This window comes from Leptothoe sp. ISB3NOV94-8A (genome assembly GCF_043421595.1).
GTDB classification, from domain to species: Bacteria; Cyanobacteriota; Cyanobacteriia; order Phormidesmidales; family Phormidesmidaceae; genus Leptothoe; species Leptothoe turfae.
Window position 1 is genome coordinate 1 of record NZ_JAXSQW010000004.1, and the last position, 17,377, is coordinate 17,377.

Here is a 17,377-nt window from a genome sequence, read left to right on the forward strand (position 1 = left end):
CTGTAACGCACTGATTTCCTGAGTAATTAGCTGAAACCAAGCTAACTTGTCCAATCATCAGTCAACATCCTTTTTCGCCATACTCAAGCCCTAGAGAATAACAACTAACAAATGAAACTGCTCTCTCTTCCTTCCTAACCCTCAAATACAACAAGGATCTCCCTCATGAATCGCCTCTTCAAACTACAAAACGCCCTAACCAGCAAACCAGCAAAGCGAAGACCACCCACACCAAGACTAAAGCCCCTTACTCCCATACCTAGACCAGAACCACCCAGGATTCTACCGCCACCTGCGCCCACCGCATTCTCAACCTACAGCCTTGCCAAAACCATCGACAACTGGGAAGACCTGGATCAAATCACCATCAATATACCCCTATCCATCAAAAGACGACTTACCCGGATAGCAAAGGCACCCTGGGCATTGGACCAAAATCAGGAAGGCAATTGTGGCTTTGCCGCCGTTATTATGGCCATGCTCCACCTCAAGGCACTAGACCCAAACAGTGGGCAATCATTAGACGCAGATCTACAGGCAATACTGCTTGAATTAATTGATGCCATTTATACATCAACTGAGCTATCAGCAGCGCAGTCACAAGACTTCAAGTCTGAAAGCAAGTATAAAAGCCTAATTGCCACCAGCCGATATACCAACCAGGAGCGAAATGGTAAGGCAATTATCCAAAATCGGATTGAAAAACGTCTTCTTCATCACCCATCTATTGGAGAAGTGGCCTCCTTTGCTGGTGACTATGTGCTGCTTGTCGGCTTAATGCTGTTCTACAAAGATCATGTCAAAAAGAGAAATACTAATCTGTGGCAACAGCTAGAGAAATTTAATCAGATCCTTAAAAATGAATGGCCTAAGCTTCATTTAAAGGACATGGGTATCCTCGATTTAACAAAGGACGGTCTAAAGAAGGGCGATTTTGGTTTAACCCTAGAGGGAATGTTAGCATTGTGCCAATATTTGTCCATAGATGCAGTACACTATACCGACAATACCGTTAGTGCGACTGAGCGACAAAAAACACCTCTTAAGGAAAAGGTGTACAATACGATGCACCAAAAGTTTATGCAGGAATCTAGTCGTGGTGGCAACGGCATAACTTTGTTCAACTGCTACAAAAACAATATAGATAAGTTCGTCCGAGCTGATAAAGCAGATTCTAGTGCTCCAGTTAGTTGGTCAAACCTCCCATGGCCCTGCATTGTCGGCGTTTATGAAGAGTCCGATTTTTACACCAAGCAAGAGACTGAAACTAATGGAACCGAGGAAAAATTCAATAAAGAACAATTGAAGCAGTGTATTCCCTACAACCTATTGCGACACTGGCTCTACATGCCCAGTAAAGACCAAGCCTGGTCCTGGGGCTATAGCGTAGATTTTAATGAAACTTACGAGAGTGATTCCATAGAGGCCGATATCCTTAATGCTGTTCCCATGGAAGTTATCGCCCTGGGATGAGGCCTTGGCACAAAATATAACAGCGACAATTAAACTGTAACGACTCGGCTTTACCACTATCCTGACCTTTGCCAACCTCCGTTTTAGTCCTTTATCCCCTTTATCAGATCATTCACCATGGCTTACGCCCCCTACACCTACGGTTATGCTCTAGATACCGATAATTTAGACGATGAATATGTTAGTGAGCCCAGGCTGGACTCACAAGATGATTCCAACACTCCGGTATTGCTCAATGGCATGACCATTCTCTTTGAGAGAGCTGTCCCTGTGTCTCCCATTCGTCTAATTCCTAAGGCCCAGTTATCCCAGCGTCGTCGGTAAAAGCATCGGACATGAAAAACGTTTCAAGGAGCCGCTATTAACCCAGTGACCAGACCTGATTAAACCCTTGTTGCAGGTACTCTAGCTCCATTGTCATCAGTCATTTGCCTCTTTCCGCCACAGCTTTGGAGCATTGCTAAGTTTCGAAGTAGCCTATCAATTGCACGAGCGCCTGGGGAATGTAATGTTCCCCAGGCGCTGACGGTTTCAGTCCGTTAACACCCTCCGGCTAGTCCCTCAGCTTGAGTTTATCTCCATATCGCAAGACCATTGGGAGTATGGACAACCGGTAGTTTCTTGCTTAAACATGTCCCCATCCTGCATTTAAATCAGCCGCAGTTGGAATCGCTGGATGTGTTGTCGATCTATCGACCTTATGGCTTCTCCATCCACCGTCGTACATGAACCTCACATCTGTACTATCGGCCTCAAAATTTGGCAAGATAGAGGTACTGTCTTTACTTTCGACATTGTTATCATGTCCAGTGCCACCAGCTACTTGAAACGGCAGAAATTTTCTTTCATTTTGATCCCATATAAACCACACCCGCCGTACATTGACATGATCGACCTCAGTATCCGTAGCGTTCATAACAACTTCTGCACTGGTATAGTGCGCCTTACCCATCCAACCTGCCCACTCCTCACATAGAATATGGGGATATTCATCCTTATCATCATTCTTATAAATCCACACTACATTGCGAGGTGTTCGGCCAGGTGATGATTCATCTTCCAGATATAGCTCCTCATCGTTGATGGTCAGACGCCCCCGAAACCAATTAATTGAACCTGGATATTTTTTTGACGGAAATTGAGCTTCATCTAAACCCTCTACTGATTTACCATCAACCTTGGCGTAATCCAGTTCCTCTGATTTAAATCTGTAGTTTTTGTCATCTCCATGGAGACGGACAAACCAGCGTTTGTCTTTGTTGGGGCCTTTATCGGTGATCACACCACTTTTGCCAACTAGTTTGGCTTCTGTATATTTCTTGTTAACTGTGATCTCTACTCCAATAGCATCAGCTCCCAAGCCATAGGTAACATGCCGTTGTATATACCAGGACGAGCCGATACCTTGGTCATGGCTTCCGCCCCCTTGTTGAATAACGTGAGTGAGCTCATGGATAAGTAATTCTTGCCCTGCTTGAGTCTCTGGCTGGTAAGCATCCTGTCTAAAAAAGATGTGATTTCCAATCGTAAATGCGATTGATCCCAGGGCACGATTCAAACTATCAGATAGTGAATCATGGTGTAGTTGCACCCTGCAAAAATTGGCTCCCATGATGGTTTCTAGCTGTTGTTGCAATGAACCTTCTAAAGTCTCTCCATCCGTTGTACAGGCTTGATAAACCAATGTTTGAAATTCTGGATTGGTAGGTAAGCCAATACTTCTGTCACTCTCTGGGATCAGGGTAGGTCTAGAAACCACGGCTATTCCAGGGTTAGGAGAGTTAAGTTGTTGAATCACATGGGCAGCGATTTGATCCGCTTCTTGCTCATACTTGTCATTGATGGCACCAATTGTCAGTTTAGGTTGAATCACCAAGTCCGTATTGGAGATTAGTGCTGATGTTACCTGTGATAGGTTAGTTTTCATGGATAACTCCGAGTAATAATTGACAGAATAATGTGACTGCACGATATCAGCAGCCAAATACTGGAACATTGAAAAGATCTGATGAGAACTGACTAGCAGTCGTTACTTCAAGGTATCAAGAGATATTTCAATTTCTTGAAATATTGCCTATCTTTTGAACCTTGTAACAATCTCAAGTAATCCTGAGACGGAAAGACTTGTGTTTTCATCAATGTAACATGGCATTAAAATCTTCTGCATCCATCAGGTCAGTACAGAATCCAAGATCAAGCTAAAAGATAAGATTTTCATATAAATACAAGGGAGCTAGTAACAGAACTCCCAAAAAATCTGTGTTAGAGTTTAGCTTGAGTGGTACAAGATAACTTTTGAAGATATAAGTTCTCAAAAGAGATAGAGAAAATATAAATGGCCGCATCCTATTCTTTCCATAGCAGATGGTTCAGTCATTGTAGTAGCTCACCTGCCTAGGAAATACATAAGCTTATTCAGTTCTTTAAACAGCTAGTGAAATTATAATTTAACGTCATGTAATGGTTGGACAAAACAGATAATTGACTCAAAGACATACTTCTAGATCTTAATTGATAAACAATAGCCCCCTAGAGGATCAACTATGAACCGCCTACTAGAACTTCAAACAGCACTTCAACAACAAAAATTACAGCAACAACAAGGGGATGATTACGCAGGCTGGTCAGGCTCCTTGTCTAACTACAGCATTGCTCAAAATGTAAATGATTGGCAGGATGCTCTTAAGCTAGGCCTTAGTGTAGAAATAAAATTAAATAGCTATGAAAGGTTAGAAAATCTTAGAGATAAGCCATGGCTACTGAATCAGAATCAAGAGGGGAACTGTGGCATGGCCTCTGCCTTGATGGCCATGCTTTATTTTGCTAATCGGCAGAATGGAACACAAGGTAAGGAGCAGATATTGATCGAGTTACTCGACGCAATTTACCATGGCACTGATTATAAAGGGATGTCAGTCAAAGCCAACTTAAATAAAGATCGAGGAGGTAAGGGCATTGTACAAAATCGAATAGAAAAACGAATGGCCCATTATTACGATGACGATTCAAAAGAGACAGTGCCTGGGTATCCAACTGACTACACGCTGATTGTCGGTTTGATGATTTTCTTTAAGGATCATCTTCGACAACATAAATCGCAACTATGGGAAAAAGTAAAAGACTTTAACAATTTGTTTGAAGGCATTAAAATAGACCAGAAGAATAAAAAACTCCAGGGCCTGCAACCTCAAGAAGTATCAGATTCAGGATACAAGAAAGGAGATCTAGCATTAACGCCTAGAGCCCTCTCTGTACTGTGTGAAAGGCTAGGAATCAGAGTCACACCTTACAGTGATTTGGATATACTTTATAAACGCAAGAAAGACAAACTTCCTTTACAGCAATTGATGAGCGAATCTGTAAAGAAAGTCATAGATCTGGTGGAACAAAAAATAAATAATGAGCACAATAGCTTTACTCTACGTGCGCTTTCTCAAAACCCTACATTAGGTAAATTAAGTGGTTTCCAAGATCAGAAAATCTCTTGGAATCAGCCTGCATGGCCACGTATAGTTGGCATCTATGACAAAGATTCTTTTCAAAAAGAAGATCCTAATCAGCGTAATCAGAAGATTTTTGATCGTGACAAAATCAAAAGATTTCTGGATGACAACTTGCTAATGCACTGGGTATTTATGCCTGATGCAGATACCGTTTGGACCTGGGGAGAGAAACATAATCTTAAGGATGCAAATGTCGATACGGAAGTCGCGAATATGATTCCTGTAGAAGTACTTGTTGTAAGTCGAGCTTAATGGGTGCTTTTCTAATCAGCTATTATTATGTCTTTTAGAACTGACCTATCCAATGGCTATAACTTGGACATTGCTGCATCTACCAGCAATGTCCAGAAGCCTGTACGCTTAAACGGCATGAGGGTTATTTTTGATAAAGTTGTTCCTGTCCTACCAATTCAGCTAACTGTCAATGGAAAACAAGATCGCTATCCACTCCATCAGCCTACTCCTATTGCCTCGTTTGATGAGAAATTATCTGATGATATTTTAAGATCCCCTCACCCTTACCCTGCAATCCCTTCCAACCAGAGCCATCGACTTTCCCAATCAAATCTTTGGAAAATCCAGCGTCAGTTCTTTGAACAACAGGGTGTTAAAGCCTGGAATAAAGGTACTGTCCCCCACTACATTACCAGTAATCCCTTCATTGCCAATGCCTATGGAAAAGTCGTTTATGGTTTCCTACAAGATTGGTACGGTTCAAACCTGAGTAACAACAAAACGCCTGGGATACCTGCCCAGCCTGCTTGCATCATTGAGCTCGGAGCAGGTTCAGGTCGTTTTGCCTATCATTTTCTAAAAAAATTCTTTGACTTCTTTAGGCGATCGCCGCTAAAGACTATTCCCATCAAATATGTACTAACTGACTTTAGCGATCGCAACCTGAACTTCTAGCGCAAGTATCCATTACTCCAGGCCTACTTTGACTAGGGCATCCTCGATATCCCATCGGCGAGTCTCGTAATTTGGCCAATTATCTTGGCAATCTCCTCTATGAGATAAACTATTATGATAAAGCTCTAGAGTATTTCCAACCTCAAGTACATTAACCATGTTCTAAAATTAGAATCCAACCACGTCCAAGCCATAGCCCTACGCACCGAAATCCAGAAAAAACTCAAATCCAGAAAATCTGACAGCTCAGTTTGAATACATTCCATTCAACACGCCCTACTCCCAATTCCTGTGCGTCGCTAAAATGTGTTTATCCCATCAGAATCTGCTATAGCTTGCTCGGTGCAATGTCACACCGAACATATAGAATTTGTCCAGTGCAATAGTGACTATCCTACAAATAGACAACAATGGTAGATGATATTCGTCAGAAAGTTGCGGAAGCGTATACGCAAGCCCTAAATAAGGAGACTGCTAATTCTGATACCTCAGATTCTGACGCGTCATCAGAACAGCTATCATTTTCTGTCAATCATGAAGCGCTGACAAAAGTGTCTGGATATAGGGATGAGCAGTCAACAGAAAGTCATCAAGAAGCTGCCGGAAGTTCTTTTGGTTGCGGTAACCCAGTAGCTTTTAGCGCTATAAAGCCTGGACAGACAGTGCTGGATTTAGGTTCAGGAGCTGGGTTGGACTTACTGTTGTTAGCGGAAAAAGTTGGTCACGAGGGTCAGGTGATTGGGGTTGATATGACTGATGCAATGCTGCGTCTAGCTCAAACCAACATTGACAAAAGCCCTTATAAAAATATCCAGGTTTTACAGGGATATATCGAGGACCTACCCTTAAAAAATAATTCAGTGGATTGGATTGTGTCTAATTGTGTCATCAATCTGTCTCCTGAAAAAAATAAGGTATTCCAGGAAATGGTGCGGGTGTTGAAACCGGGTGGGCAATTTTCAGTCTCTGACATGATTGTTGAACAGTTGCCTCAGTGGATGCGCGCAGATCTCGACATGTATTTTGCTTGTGTGGCTGGTGCAATTACTGAGAATGACTATATCAAAGGGCTGGAACAGGCTGGATTTGGAGACGTTCGAGTGGACGATCGAATGGTTTATGATCGAACTATGATAGGAGCTGTGCTAGATTTTGAGCAAACGTTGACTGCCAAAAATGTTTCTAAGCAAGGCATTGACTATATTTTAAAGAAAATTGTAGGCAAAGTTTGGAGTGCCAGATTTTGTGGTGTGAAGTTGGTCTGATTAATGATTTGCTGAAACGTCACACCAATCATGGTTATCTAGTGCAATGTAATTGGGCCTTAGATTCCCGTATCAGGTTGTTAGATAACAAAAATCCGAATAGAAGGAAAGGAACAGAATCGCTAAGCTGACTAGCTTTTAGCTTCTGTTGCGTTGCCTAATGATATTCTATGGCTTACGTAGCTATGTCAATAATAAGAGGGGTCTGTATCTGACTCTTCTGCTTAAAAAACTTTGGAATTGGCAATTAATATTTGAGAAAATTTTTGTTTCTCAGTATTTCTAAGAGTATTTCAATCTTATAATCCTAATCATGTGGTATTAATCACACAGTAATTTAGATATAGATCTCATTCTCATTTCATTAGAAGCAGGCGAAATACGAATGGATTCATTCCATCCTCAAGTCTCACCTCAAGCTAAGGTCAGACCTTATCAAAAACGCAAGACAATATCGAGTGCCTACATAAACCGGATTCAGCGAAATCATTTTTTGTTGTACACAATCGGTCCATTTGTAGGGACTATCTTAGCGTTTATCTCTCTCAGTTGGTTAACATTTGGTCCCATAGAGTTAGGCATTACGCTATTGATGTGTGGTGTAACTAGTATGGGGATCACGGTTGGATTTCATCGTTACTTTACCCATCGCTCCTTCAAGACGAATCGAGTGATGCAGGTTCTCTTTATTATTATTGGCTCGATGGTGGCTCAAGGTCCTGTTGTGTCTTGGGTGGTGATGCATCGCCGTCACCATGAGTGCAGTGATGCACCGGAAGACCCTCATTCACCCAACCACCATGGAAAGGGGCTGATTAACCGGGTAAAGGGCTTATGGCATGCCCAAGTGCAATGGCTTATGGATTATGAATATGCTAATCCAGCCTATTATGCACCTGAACTGATGAAGGACCAAACACTGGCTAAACTAAGTCGTTATTACCATGTTTGGGTGTTCCTGGGACTATTGCTTCCCACTATTTTAGGAGGGGTGTTGAATTTAACCTGGCAGGGTGCTGTACAAGGATTTCTCTGGGGGGGAGTTTTTCGAATATTTATTACCCAACACTTAACGGGTAGTGTAAATTCCCTCTCCCACGTTTATGGTCAACGATCCTTTGAGACAGATGACCATAGTCACAATATATTTTGGTTAGCAATCCCCACTGGAGGGGAAACCTGGCACAATAATCACCATGCCTTTCCAAGTTCAGCAATTTTTGGTTTGGAATGGTGGCAAGTTGATTTGGGTGGATATTTCATCCGTGTGCTAGAGAAACTAGGGCTGGCGCGGGATGTTAAGATGCCAACAAAGGCAATGTTAAGCCAAAAGAAGATGCCTCAGAAGGTATAAGAGAGGTAAATTAAAATGACGGTGCCAAACTCAGCTTTTTCCCTCCCTGTCCAACAACGAGCTTTTACGACTAAAGAGTTACTTAAAAGTTTGCCTCAAGACTGTTTTCTCCAGCAACCACTCAAAGCCTGGACTTCTGTTTTTGTTAGTGTATTGGCTGTTGCCTTAGGCACTGTGGGATTATTTTTTGCCCCCTGGTACCTCTGTCCTCCATTATGGATATTTACCGGGACTGCTTTGACGGGTTTCTTTATTTTAGGACATGAGTGTGGCCACTACTCTTTTGCTAAAAGAAAATGGGTGAATGAGTGTTTAGGACACTTGTTAATGCTACCTCTGCTCTATCCCTTTCATAACTGGCGCATTCAACACAATACCCACCATCGTTTTACTAATAAATTGGGGGGGGAGCGCTGGCGACAACTTCAAGATGTTATCCATCGACGAGCTGATATAGCTTGGTATCCTCTCCGACCTGAGGTTTGGAAGTCAATGTCCCTTAAAGGGCGATTGACTTACCAATTTTGGCGGGAATGGTTCTGGTGGTTAGCCTCAATTCAAAACTGGTGGTATGAGTTGAATCTCAAGCGTTCTACCTTGTCTACGGAAGAGTGTTCCAAAGTGCGACTCTCCTCGGTGCTCGTTTATCTCTTTGCTGTAGTTGCCTTGGCTTGGCTCTACTATTTGGGTGGGATTTGGGCTATGGGCAAGTTTTGGTTGTTACCTTGGTTAGTTTTCCACTTCTGGCTTTCCACATTCACTCGTGTGCATCATAGTGCGGTAGATATTCCATGGCGAGTAGGAGAAGAATGGAATAATGCAGAAGCTCAGCTATATGGAACAGTACATTGTCGATATCCCCGTTGGGTTGAGTTTCTTTGTCATGACATCAACATTCACATCCCTCACCATATTTCCACTGCAATTCCTCACTATCATTTGAGAATGGCTCATACAAGTCTCAAGAGAAATTGGGGAGAGTATATGCGAGAATCAGAATTTAGCTGGCATTTATTCTGGCAAATGGGAAAGCTAAATCTCTATTGTCCTGAGCAAAAATGTTATTTGCCATTATCTGATTGAAATTCATTCAAACACTAATTTTCAATGCAAGTTAATCTTTTCACATTTTCACACCTTTACTAAGGGTCACATTTTATGAACGATTAGATGTTATTTACGATTAGCTCTGCTTAAATTACGAATATTGTTGCTGACAAGTTAGGTAAAACTAGGAGAGAAGAATTATGGTTGCTGAAGTTCAGACGAAGTCGGTTAAATCTTCTACTTTGAAGGAATACAATAAACAATATCAAGATTTATTGGCATTTCTAATATCAACTTTAATCGCTGGGGAGATTACGGCCACTGAGAACTATTGTCGTTTGGTTGCTCTACTGGACGATACAGATGAGAAGATGGAGGCTGTTCATCAAGCTTATGCTGAATCTAAGCATGTCAGGAACTTAGTGAAACTGGCAAAACGTTTGAATTTACCAGTGGTTGAAAAAATTGTAGAACCAGAATGGTTTACCATTCGAAAGCACTTTGACGCAGCGCTAGCGAAAAAAAATCTAGCTGTATGCTACATCATTCAAGACGTTATGATTGAGATTTTAGCTATCACTACGTATCTGGGGCTAGCTGGAATTGGTAAAACAACGACGGTTGACGGAGAGACTGCTAGAGTATCAGAAAGTATTCTCAACGATGAGCTAGAACATTTTGAAATTGGTATATCTCGATTGAAGCAATTACTTCAACAAGATTCAGATGAAGCTCACGATGCATTGATTTGGGCTCATCACAGAGTCATGCCTGAAATCTTAACTGTTGTTCGTGAAGGATGTACCTCCTTGTGTGGAGAGCTGGGTGTGGTTTGTGGCACATTTAATGCTGGAGATATGGGATTTGAAAGTGGTCTGGCAGCGAAAGAAATTGTCCGTCGTTATATTGAAGCCTTAGAGAGAATTGGTTTTGACCAAAAAATTGTTAATTCTCTGGTCTCGGGTTTGTCAGATTATCAACCTACTCAGGAATCAGTTCCAGTCAAAGTTAAGACTAGTGGCTGCTGCTAAGCTAGAGCAACAGACTTGCAAGGCCCCATTTAAAGAAATTAAGCCGATTTAGGAGAATCATGAGCCTGTCTGTTAGACCACGCACGTCAGTTCCCAAAACGCCTACGTTAGATGATCAGTGTACTCTTTTGGATTTGTTGACTTGGAGAGCCCATCATCAATCTCATCAGATTGCCTATACCTTTCTTGTTGATGGCGAGTGCGAAGTAGCCACTTCCTGGTCCTATCAAGAATTGGAGCAACGAGCCAGAGGCATTGCTACTCACCTGCATAAAATCTCAGCTGTTGGAGAGCGTGCCCTCTTAATTTATCCGCCTGGATTGGACTTGATTGCGAGTTTTTTAGGTTGTCTTTATGCAGGTATTGTTGCAGTTCCAGTCTATCCCCCTAAATCCAATCAGCGGTCGTCTTCATTCCAATCGATTGCTGCTGATGCTGAGGCTAAATTTGCACTCACAACAACAGCGTTGCTGAGCAATAGCCGCAAACAGTTAGAACAGGAGGTATATTCATCGCCACTAACATGCATTGCTACTGACGCTCTGCAAAATGCAGACAACTTAAACTGGCAGGATCCTGATTTAACTCCTGATAGCCTTGCATTTTTACAATATACCTCTGGGTCTACGAGTAAGCCCAAGGGGGTAATGATTTCCCATGGGAATCTCATCCATAATTCAGAGCTGATTCAAAGGTGTTTTCACTTTACCTCTGATACTTGTGTTGTGAGCTGGTTACCCCCATACCATGATATGGGTTTAATTGGCGGCCTACTCCAGCCCCTTTATACAGGCTGTTCGGCAGTGCTGATGCCGCCAGTCAGCTTTTTACAAAAGCCAATTCGCTGGTTGAAGGCGATTTCGCACTATAAGGCCACCATCAGCGGTGGCCCAGATTTTGCCTATAAGCTTTGCGCACAGAAGATTCGACCAGAACAGTTAGCGGCTGAAAATTTGGATCTGTCCCATTGGTCAATGGCCGTTAGTGCAGCTGAACCCATTCGAGCTGAAACCATACAGCATTTCACGGCTAAGTTTTCACCCTTTGGGTTCCGTCAAGATGCGTTTTCTCCCTGTTATGGGTTAGCAGAAGGAACCCTGCTGGCTTCGGGGCGCTTTGATGGGGCTCCTTTGAAAACTAAGTGGTTTGAACGCGAGGCTTTAGTTCAGGGGCAGGCTGTAGATGCTAAGCCCGATCACCCGAAAGCGTCCTGGCTAGTGAGCTGTGGCTACAGTGACCAGAGTCAAAATATTGTTATTGTTGATCCTGATTCATCTAGAACTCAGCCAGAAAATACTGTAGGTGAAATTTGGCTCTCCGGGGCTAGTGTGGCTCAGGGGTATTGGCAACGTTTTCAGCAAACTAGTAAAACGTTTCAGACATATCTTGCAGATACCGGTGAAGGGCCATTTATGCGTACTGGTGATTTAGGGTTTATTGCGGAGGGTGAACTTTTTGTCACGGGGCGACTCAAGGACTTAATTATCCTGCGTGGTCGTAACTATCATCCGGAGGATCTGGAATTGACACTGGAGCGGATATCACCTGTTTTGCGTCCCCACAGTGGGATTGCTTTTTCGGTTGATGTTGAAGGGGTAGAGCGATTGATCCTGGCCCAGGAGATAGAACGTCACCACTTAAAGGATTTTGATGCGAATATGCTGGTGGATTCTATCCTTGACACTTTTGTAGAGCAGCATGAACTTGAAGTCCATGGCATTTTGTTCCTGAAGACAGGCAGTATTCCCAAGACAGCAAGTGGAAAACTCAAGCGTTCTGCTTGCCGCAGGCAATATCTGGAGGAAAGCCTGAATGTTGTGGGGCAATGGTTTGCCACGATAGATAGCCGTTCGGCTGATGCAGAGGACAAAGCAGCTCAGATAGTTACTGAACAAACCGCTAAGGCTGATTTGAGTGAGGCAGGAATTGCAGAGTATTTGATCAATAACCTGGCTCAAGCGCTAGCGATTAACCCAGAAAAAATTAATCCTCGTCACAAGATACTTCGCTATGGTTTAGATTCTGTTACGGCGGTTAATGTGACAGCGAATTTGGAAGCCAGGCTTCATCTAGAATTGGATCCCACAATATTTTGGGAGCATAAGACTATCAGTAGTCTGGCTCAACATTTACATAAGTTGTTGGAGGAACAAGATTAGCATTAGGTATTGAGGGAGCCTTTTCTTCTAGTCTTTTATGAAAGAACCTATTGCAATTATTGGTATTGGTTGTCGTTTTCCAGGCGTTAATGATGCTGATGCTTACTGGAAGTTGCTATGTGATGGAGAGGATGCGATTTCACCCATTCCCTCCAAGCGAGCCTGGTATATGCCGTCACTCCATGCGCTAGATTCCGACTCATCCAGTACAGAGGTTTCCTGTTTAGGCGGGTTTTTAGACCATGTGGAAGACTTTGACTGCCAGTTTTTTGAAATTTCTCCTCGCGAAGCCATTACTATGGACCCCCAACAGCGGCTATTGCTTGAAGTCAGTTGGGAAGCCTTAGAAGATGCGGGAATCTCGCCTGAGCAGACCATGGGTAGCCAGGGGGGAGTGTTTGTCGGGATCAGTAGTGGAGATTACTCATACTTAATCTGCCAGTATCGTCAGGTTGATGCCTACTACAACACAGGGATTGCCTTTTCTATTGCCGCCAATCGTCTTTCCTACTATCTCGATTGGCATGGCCCTAGTTTAGCCTTAGATACGGCCTGTTCTTCCTCTCTGGTGGCAGTTCATCAAGCCTGTCGGAGTTTGCAATATGGAGACTGTGATTTGGCCTTGGCTGCTGGGGTTAATTTGATTCTGCGCCCGGAGATGACCCTGGCCTTTAGTCAATCTAAGGTTATGGCTGCCGATGGTCGTTGTAAGGCCTTTGATGCGCGAGCTGATGGCTATGTGCGCGGTGAGGGAGTGGGGGTGGTGGTTTTAAAGCCCTTGTCGAGTGCGATCGCAAATAACGATTCCATTTATGCCGTCATCCGAGGCAGTGCCATCAATCAAGATGGCCAGAGTAACGGTCTGATGGCTCCAAATCCTGCGGCCCAGGAGACCGTATTACAAGCCGCTTACCAGGATGCGAAGGTCTCTCCAGGGAGGGTACAGTATGTGGAAACCCATGGCATTGGCACTCAGTTGGGGGATGTGATTGAAGCAAAAGCATTGGCCAAGGTTCTTTCCCAAGATCGCGAAGCAGGGAAAGACTGTTCCATTGGCTCAGTCAAAACCAATTTGGGTCACTTGGAAGCTGCTGCTGGCATGGCTAGTTTGATCAAGGTGACGTTAGCCCTTAAACATCAAAAAATCCCAGCAAGTTTGCACTTTCAAAAACCGAATCCTTACATTCGTTTTGAACGGATTCCCCTCAACGTGCAGCAAACACTGTCTCCCTGGCCAGACAGTGACTATCCAGCCCTGGCTGGGGTGAGTGGGTTTGGGTTTGGTGGGACAAATGCCCATGTGGTTTTAGAGGAAGTCGGAAGTCGGAAATCGGACGTAGGAAGTCAGGATCTGCAACAAAGTCATTCGATGCATCTGCTGACATTGTCGGCGAAAAGTGATGGGGCACTTGATCAGTTACGGCAACGATACCAGGTCTATATTCAGCAGAACCCAGATGTAGACTTGGCAGATCTTTGTTTTACAGCCAATACTGGGCGGAGTCATTTTCATCATCGTTTGGCAGTTGTTGGGGATACCCTGGAGGACATAGCTGAGAAGCTGAATGATGCTTCCGTTGAAATACCTTCCGAAAAATCTACAAGTGGATATGCCAGAGCAACGTTAGGGGATGATGATGTTCCCCCTAGCGTTGCCTTTCTGTTTCCGGGGGAACAGTCTGCTTACCTGGGGGTGGGGCAGCAGTTGTATGAAAGCCAGCCACTGTTTCGACAAACAGTGAATCGGTGCCATGAATTTTTGCAAGCTGATTTAGGTGCATCCTTGATCGATATTCTTTATCCTCAATCTGCTCAAGATCAGTTCGCTTCGCTGTCTGATGTGGCGGTGTTTGCTCTAGAATATAGCCTGGCTCAACTCTGGGTCTCCTGGGGAGTGCGGCCAGACTTTTTAATCGGGCATGGGCTAGGGGAATACGTTGCGGCCTGTGTAGCGGGGGTATTTAGTTTGGAAGAGGGGCTGCGTCTGTTGGTGGCTCGACAAACGCTATTGCAGTCAGTCGAGTCTGACGGTGGAATGGCGGTGGTGATAGGAAACCAGGAACAGGTTGAAGCTGCAATCTCAACCCATGCCTCAAATATAAGTATTGCGGCCCATAATGCGCCGAGCCAGTGGGTTATTGCTGGTGACAAGCAAGCACTTCAGACCGTCTGTCAAACATTGGAAGATAATGGGCTCTTGACCCAGCTGTCATCGACAAAATATGCCCTATATTCTCAGGTGATGGCACCGTTGCAACAAGAATTAGAGTCGGTTACAGCAGAGATCAACTATGCTTCACCCAGTATTCCGATGATTTCTGGTATTAGTGGGAAAATTGCTGGCGACGAGATCACAACGCCTGCTTATTGGGCCAATCATCTCTGTCAGCCAGTTCAGTTTATGGCAGGAATGCAAGCGCTATGCAAGCAGGGCTGTACCATTTTTCTAGAAATGGGAGCCAAGCCGTCATTAACCCGACTGGGCCAGCAATGTTTATCGGAGGACTATCTTTGGTTGTCGAGTTTACGCAGTGGTAGGCATGGAATCTCTAAGGCACAGTATCAAGATTGGCGACAGCTACAGGAAAATCTCGCTCAACTTTATGCTCAAGGAGTCTCCATTGACTGGTTTCAGTTCCATAATGGCCAACTCTGTAAAAAATTAAGGTTACCAACCTATCCTTTCCAGCGAGAACGATACTGGATTGATACTGACTCTGTGGATCAGGTGGAAACTCCCTTTAGGCCTATCATTAGTCAAGATCCTCTGACACTATTGCAAGCAAAGATTTGGCAACAGTTAATGCAAGTTGAAATCGGTGATCGATCTAAAGTTCTAGAAACCTACCTCCAAGAAGTTGTAGCGTATATTCTCCGGTTAGCCCCTTCTAATATCCCCAATCCCCACCTTGACTTTATTGAACTGGGGATGGATTCCTTAACAGCTATGGAGGTCAAGAACCATATTCAAACCGCGCTAGGAATTTCGCTTTCTGAGACTTTGGCATCCCGCCACTCCTCAATTCACAAACTTGCCAAATACTTAGCTGTCACAGTGGAGGTGCCTTTGAGAAAACCACAGGATAATTCAGAGGTTTGTGGATCGAGTGGAAAAGTAAACATCTCAAACAGTTAAGTTAATACTTTTCTTTAAGCAATTTTTTGGAAGCGATGGAACGTAGCATAAAGATAATATTAATGGATAAAATTGCAGCAAAAAAGCACCATACCGATATGAATGCGTAGTTGTAAAACCAGTAGGTGACTAATAGTGCTAGAGCAATGACCCCACTTGAACCTCTAATTTCGGTAAGATCACAGAACCAAAATGGTCCTGCAACAATGAGCAAGTATATTAGCCGCGACACATTGCGAGGAAAAAACTGATCATAGATTAGTGTGGTCTGATAATGGATAGAGCCTTGAATGACTGTTACTGAAAACATATCAGGAGATAACAGCAAAGGGACATACAGAGACATACCAAATAAAGCACCCAACAGTGTTACAACTAATAGTAGTTTTTTAGCCCAAGGTCGTTGCACTATTGCAAACACTGTCAACGGGAACCAAATTGGCCAGAATCCATGGGAAAAAACGAGATAGCCAAGAGCGGCTAGATGAACAGTGTCTGCTTGGTTTCCGTGGATGGCTAACCACTCAATGCCTTCAAACCCTTGCTGAATACCAAATATGCAAGGGATAAGGGCTCCAGGCAGATACCTGAGATCTATATCTATGGCCAGCTTACAGGCATATAAACCAGCGGGTATTAGAAGAGTAGCAGCAGTGAAACTAGCAGTAGCAGAAAAACACATGGGCTTGTGAGGTAGTTCAAGATAATTAGTGACTCATATCTCGTATTTTGCTCAGCTTAACCTAGGGAGGAAGGCTTTTGTTTAATACTGGGTCACTTCACGAATAATTGGACACAATGGACAAACAAAACCGCTTAATTTTTAATTATAAGCATGCACATTCTAAAAAGAATGCTCCAAGATCAAATTTGGATTTGGGGCTGTTTAATTTATTTCAATTACTTTAAACTTACCTGTGAAGGTGCAGAACACTTACCGAAAGATTCTCCATATTTATTAGTTGCAAACCATGCTAGTCACCTTGATGGACCTGCCATTATTGCGGCCCATGGTTGTCATATGTATAAGGTACATAGCCTGGCCGCTAAGGATTATTTCTTTGATCATCCCTTGAAAGGTTGGTTCTGTCGGCATGTCTTGAATATGATTCCAGTGGATCGCTGCAGCGGCTCACTCCAAAGTTTTCGAGAGTGTGAACGGGCAATCTACCATGGGAAAATTCTCTTAATCTTTCCAGAAGGAGGACGCTCTTTAACAGGCCAATTACAGGATTTAAAGTTGGGATTCGGGATGATGGCATTGAAATTAGGCGTTCCTATTGTCCCAGTCTATATTCAGGGCTCTTATAAAGCTTTGCCCAAAGGGCAATTATTTCCTCAGCAATATCCCATTCAAGTCTGTTTTGGCCCTCCTATTGACCTTATCTCTTACCGAGATAAAGTTGGCACCTTAACAAAACGTCAGCTTTACCAGGCTATTGTCAATCAGGTAAAAAAATCGATAGAAGACCTGGAGCACCAAATGACTTTATAACATGG

Annotated in this window: 13 protein-coding genes; 11 read left to right on the plus strand and 2 right to left on the minus strand. The window is 43.5% G+C overall.

From position 1 onward, the window contains the following. Positions 1-165 precede the first annotated feature (165 nt). Positions 166-1,473 (plus strand): hypothetical protein, encoded by a 1,308-nt coding sequence (locus SPB21_RS33830; protein ID WP_499869462.1) that lies wholly within the window; start codon positions 166-168, stop codon positions 1,471-1,473. A gap of 117 nt (positions 1,474-1,590) precedes the next feature. Continuing rightward, positions 1,591-1,797: a hypothetical protein gene (locus SPB21_RS33835; protein WP_163701050.1), complete on the plus strand. Its 207-nt coding sequence runs from the start codon at positions 1,591-1,593 to the stop codon at positions 1,795-1,797. 301 nt (positions 1,798-2,098) lie between these two features. Here SPB21_RS33835 and SPB21_RS33840 read toward each other — a convergent pair whose 3' ends face one another. Then, positions 2,099-3,400: an eCIS core domain-containing protein gene (locus SPB21_RS33840; protein ID WP_499869463.1), complete on the minus strand. Its 1,302-nt coding sequence runs from the start codon at positions 3,398-3,400 to the stop codon at positions 2,099-2,101. 616 nt (positions 3,401-4,016) lie between these two features. Here SPB21_RS33840 and SPB21_RS33845 point away from each other — a divergent pair. The 8 genes from SPB21_RS33845 to SPB21_RS33880 all read left to right on the plus strand — a co-directional run bounded on the left by SPB21_RS33845 (position 4,017) and on the right by SPB21_RS33880 (position 15,877). After that, complete coding sequence (locus SPB21_RS33845; RefSeq protein WP_499869464.1) at positions 4,017-5,228, plus strand: hypothetical protein; 1,212 nt, start codon at positions 4,017-4,019, stop codon at positions 5,226-5,228. Positions 5,229-5,255: 27 nt separating this feature from the next. Beyond that, positions 5,256-5,885 (plus strand): hypothetical protein, encoded by a 630-nt coding sequence (locus tag SPB21_RS33850; RefSeq protein WP_499869465.1) that lies wholly within the window; start codon positions 5,256-5,258, stop codon positions 5,883-5,885. Positions 5,886-6,295: 410 nt separating this feature from the next. After that, positions 6,296-7,150: an arsenite methyltransferase gene (gene arsM / locus SPB21_RS33855; protein ID WP_499869466.1), complete on the plus strand. Its 855-nt coding sequence runs from the start codon at positions 6,296-6,298 to the stop codon at positions 7,148-7,150. Positions 7,151-7,535: 385 nt separating this feature from the next. After that, entirely contained in the window at positions 7,536-8,504 is a 969-nt protein-coding gene (locus SPB21_RS33860; protein WP_499869467.1) for an acyl-CoA desaturase, read from the plus strand. Between the two features lie 15 nt (positions 8,505-8,519). After that, positions 8,520-9,587 carry a fatty acid desaturase gene (locus SPB21_RS33865; protein ID WP_499056809.1) on the plus strand — a complete coding sequence of 356 codons (1,068 nt, stop codon included), beginning with the start codon at positions 8,520-8,522 and terminating at the stop codon, positions 9,585-9,587. Positions 9,588-9,751: 164 nt separating this feature from the next. Next, positions 9,752-10,582, plus strand: a complete 831-nt coding sequence (locus SPB21_RS33870; protein WP_499056811.1) for a long-chain fatty aldehyde decarbonylase — start codon at positions 9,752-9,754, stop codon at positions 10,580-10,582. Positions 10,583-10,641: 59 nt separating this feature from the next. Then, complete coding sequence (locus SPB21_RS33875; RefSeq protein ID WP_163665588.1) at positions 10,642-12,741, plus strand: AMP-binding protein; 2,100 nt, start codon at positions 10,642-10,644, stop codon at positions 12,739-12,741. Between the two features lie 37 nt (positions 12,742-12,778). Further along, positions 12,779-15,877: a type I polyketide synthase gene (locus SPB21_RS33880; RefSeq protein WP_499869468.1), complete on the plus strand. Its 3,099-nt coding sequence runs from the start codon at positions 12,779-12,781 to the stop codon at positions 15,875-15,877. A gap of 1 nt (position 15,878) precedes the next feature. Here the strand turns inward: SPB21_RS33880 and SPB21_RS33885 are convergent, their stop codons facing one another. Next, positions 15,879-16,559: a DUF6629 family protein gene (locus SPB21_RS33885; protein WP_499056814.1), complete on the minus strand. Its 681-nt coding sequence runs from the start codon at positions 16,557-16,559 to the stop codon at positions 15,879-15,881. A gap of 171 nt (positions 16,560-16,730) precedes the next feature. Here SPB21_RS33885 and SPB21_RS33890 point away from each other — a divergent pair, with 171 nt between their 5' ends. Next, positions 16,731-17,372: a lysophospholipid acyltransferase family protein gene (locus SPB21_RS33890; RefSeq protein ID WP_499056816.1), complete on the plus strand. Its 642-nt coding sequence runs from the start codon at positions 16,731-16,733 to the stop codon at positions 17,370-17,372. Positions 17,373-17,377: the final 5 nt, after the last annotated feature.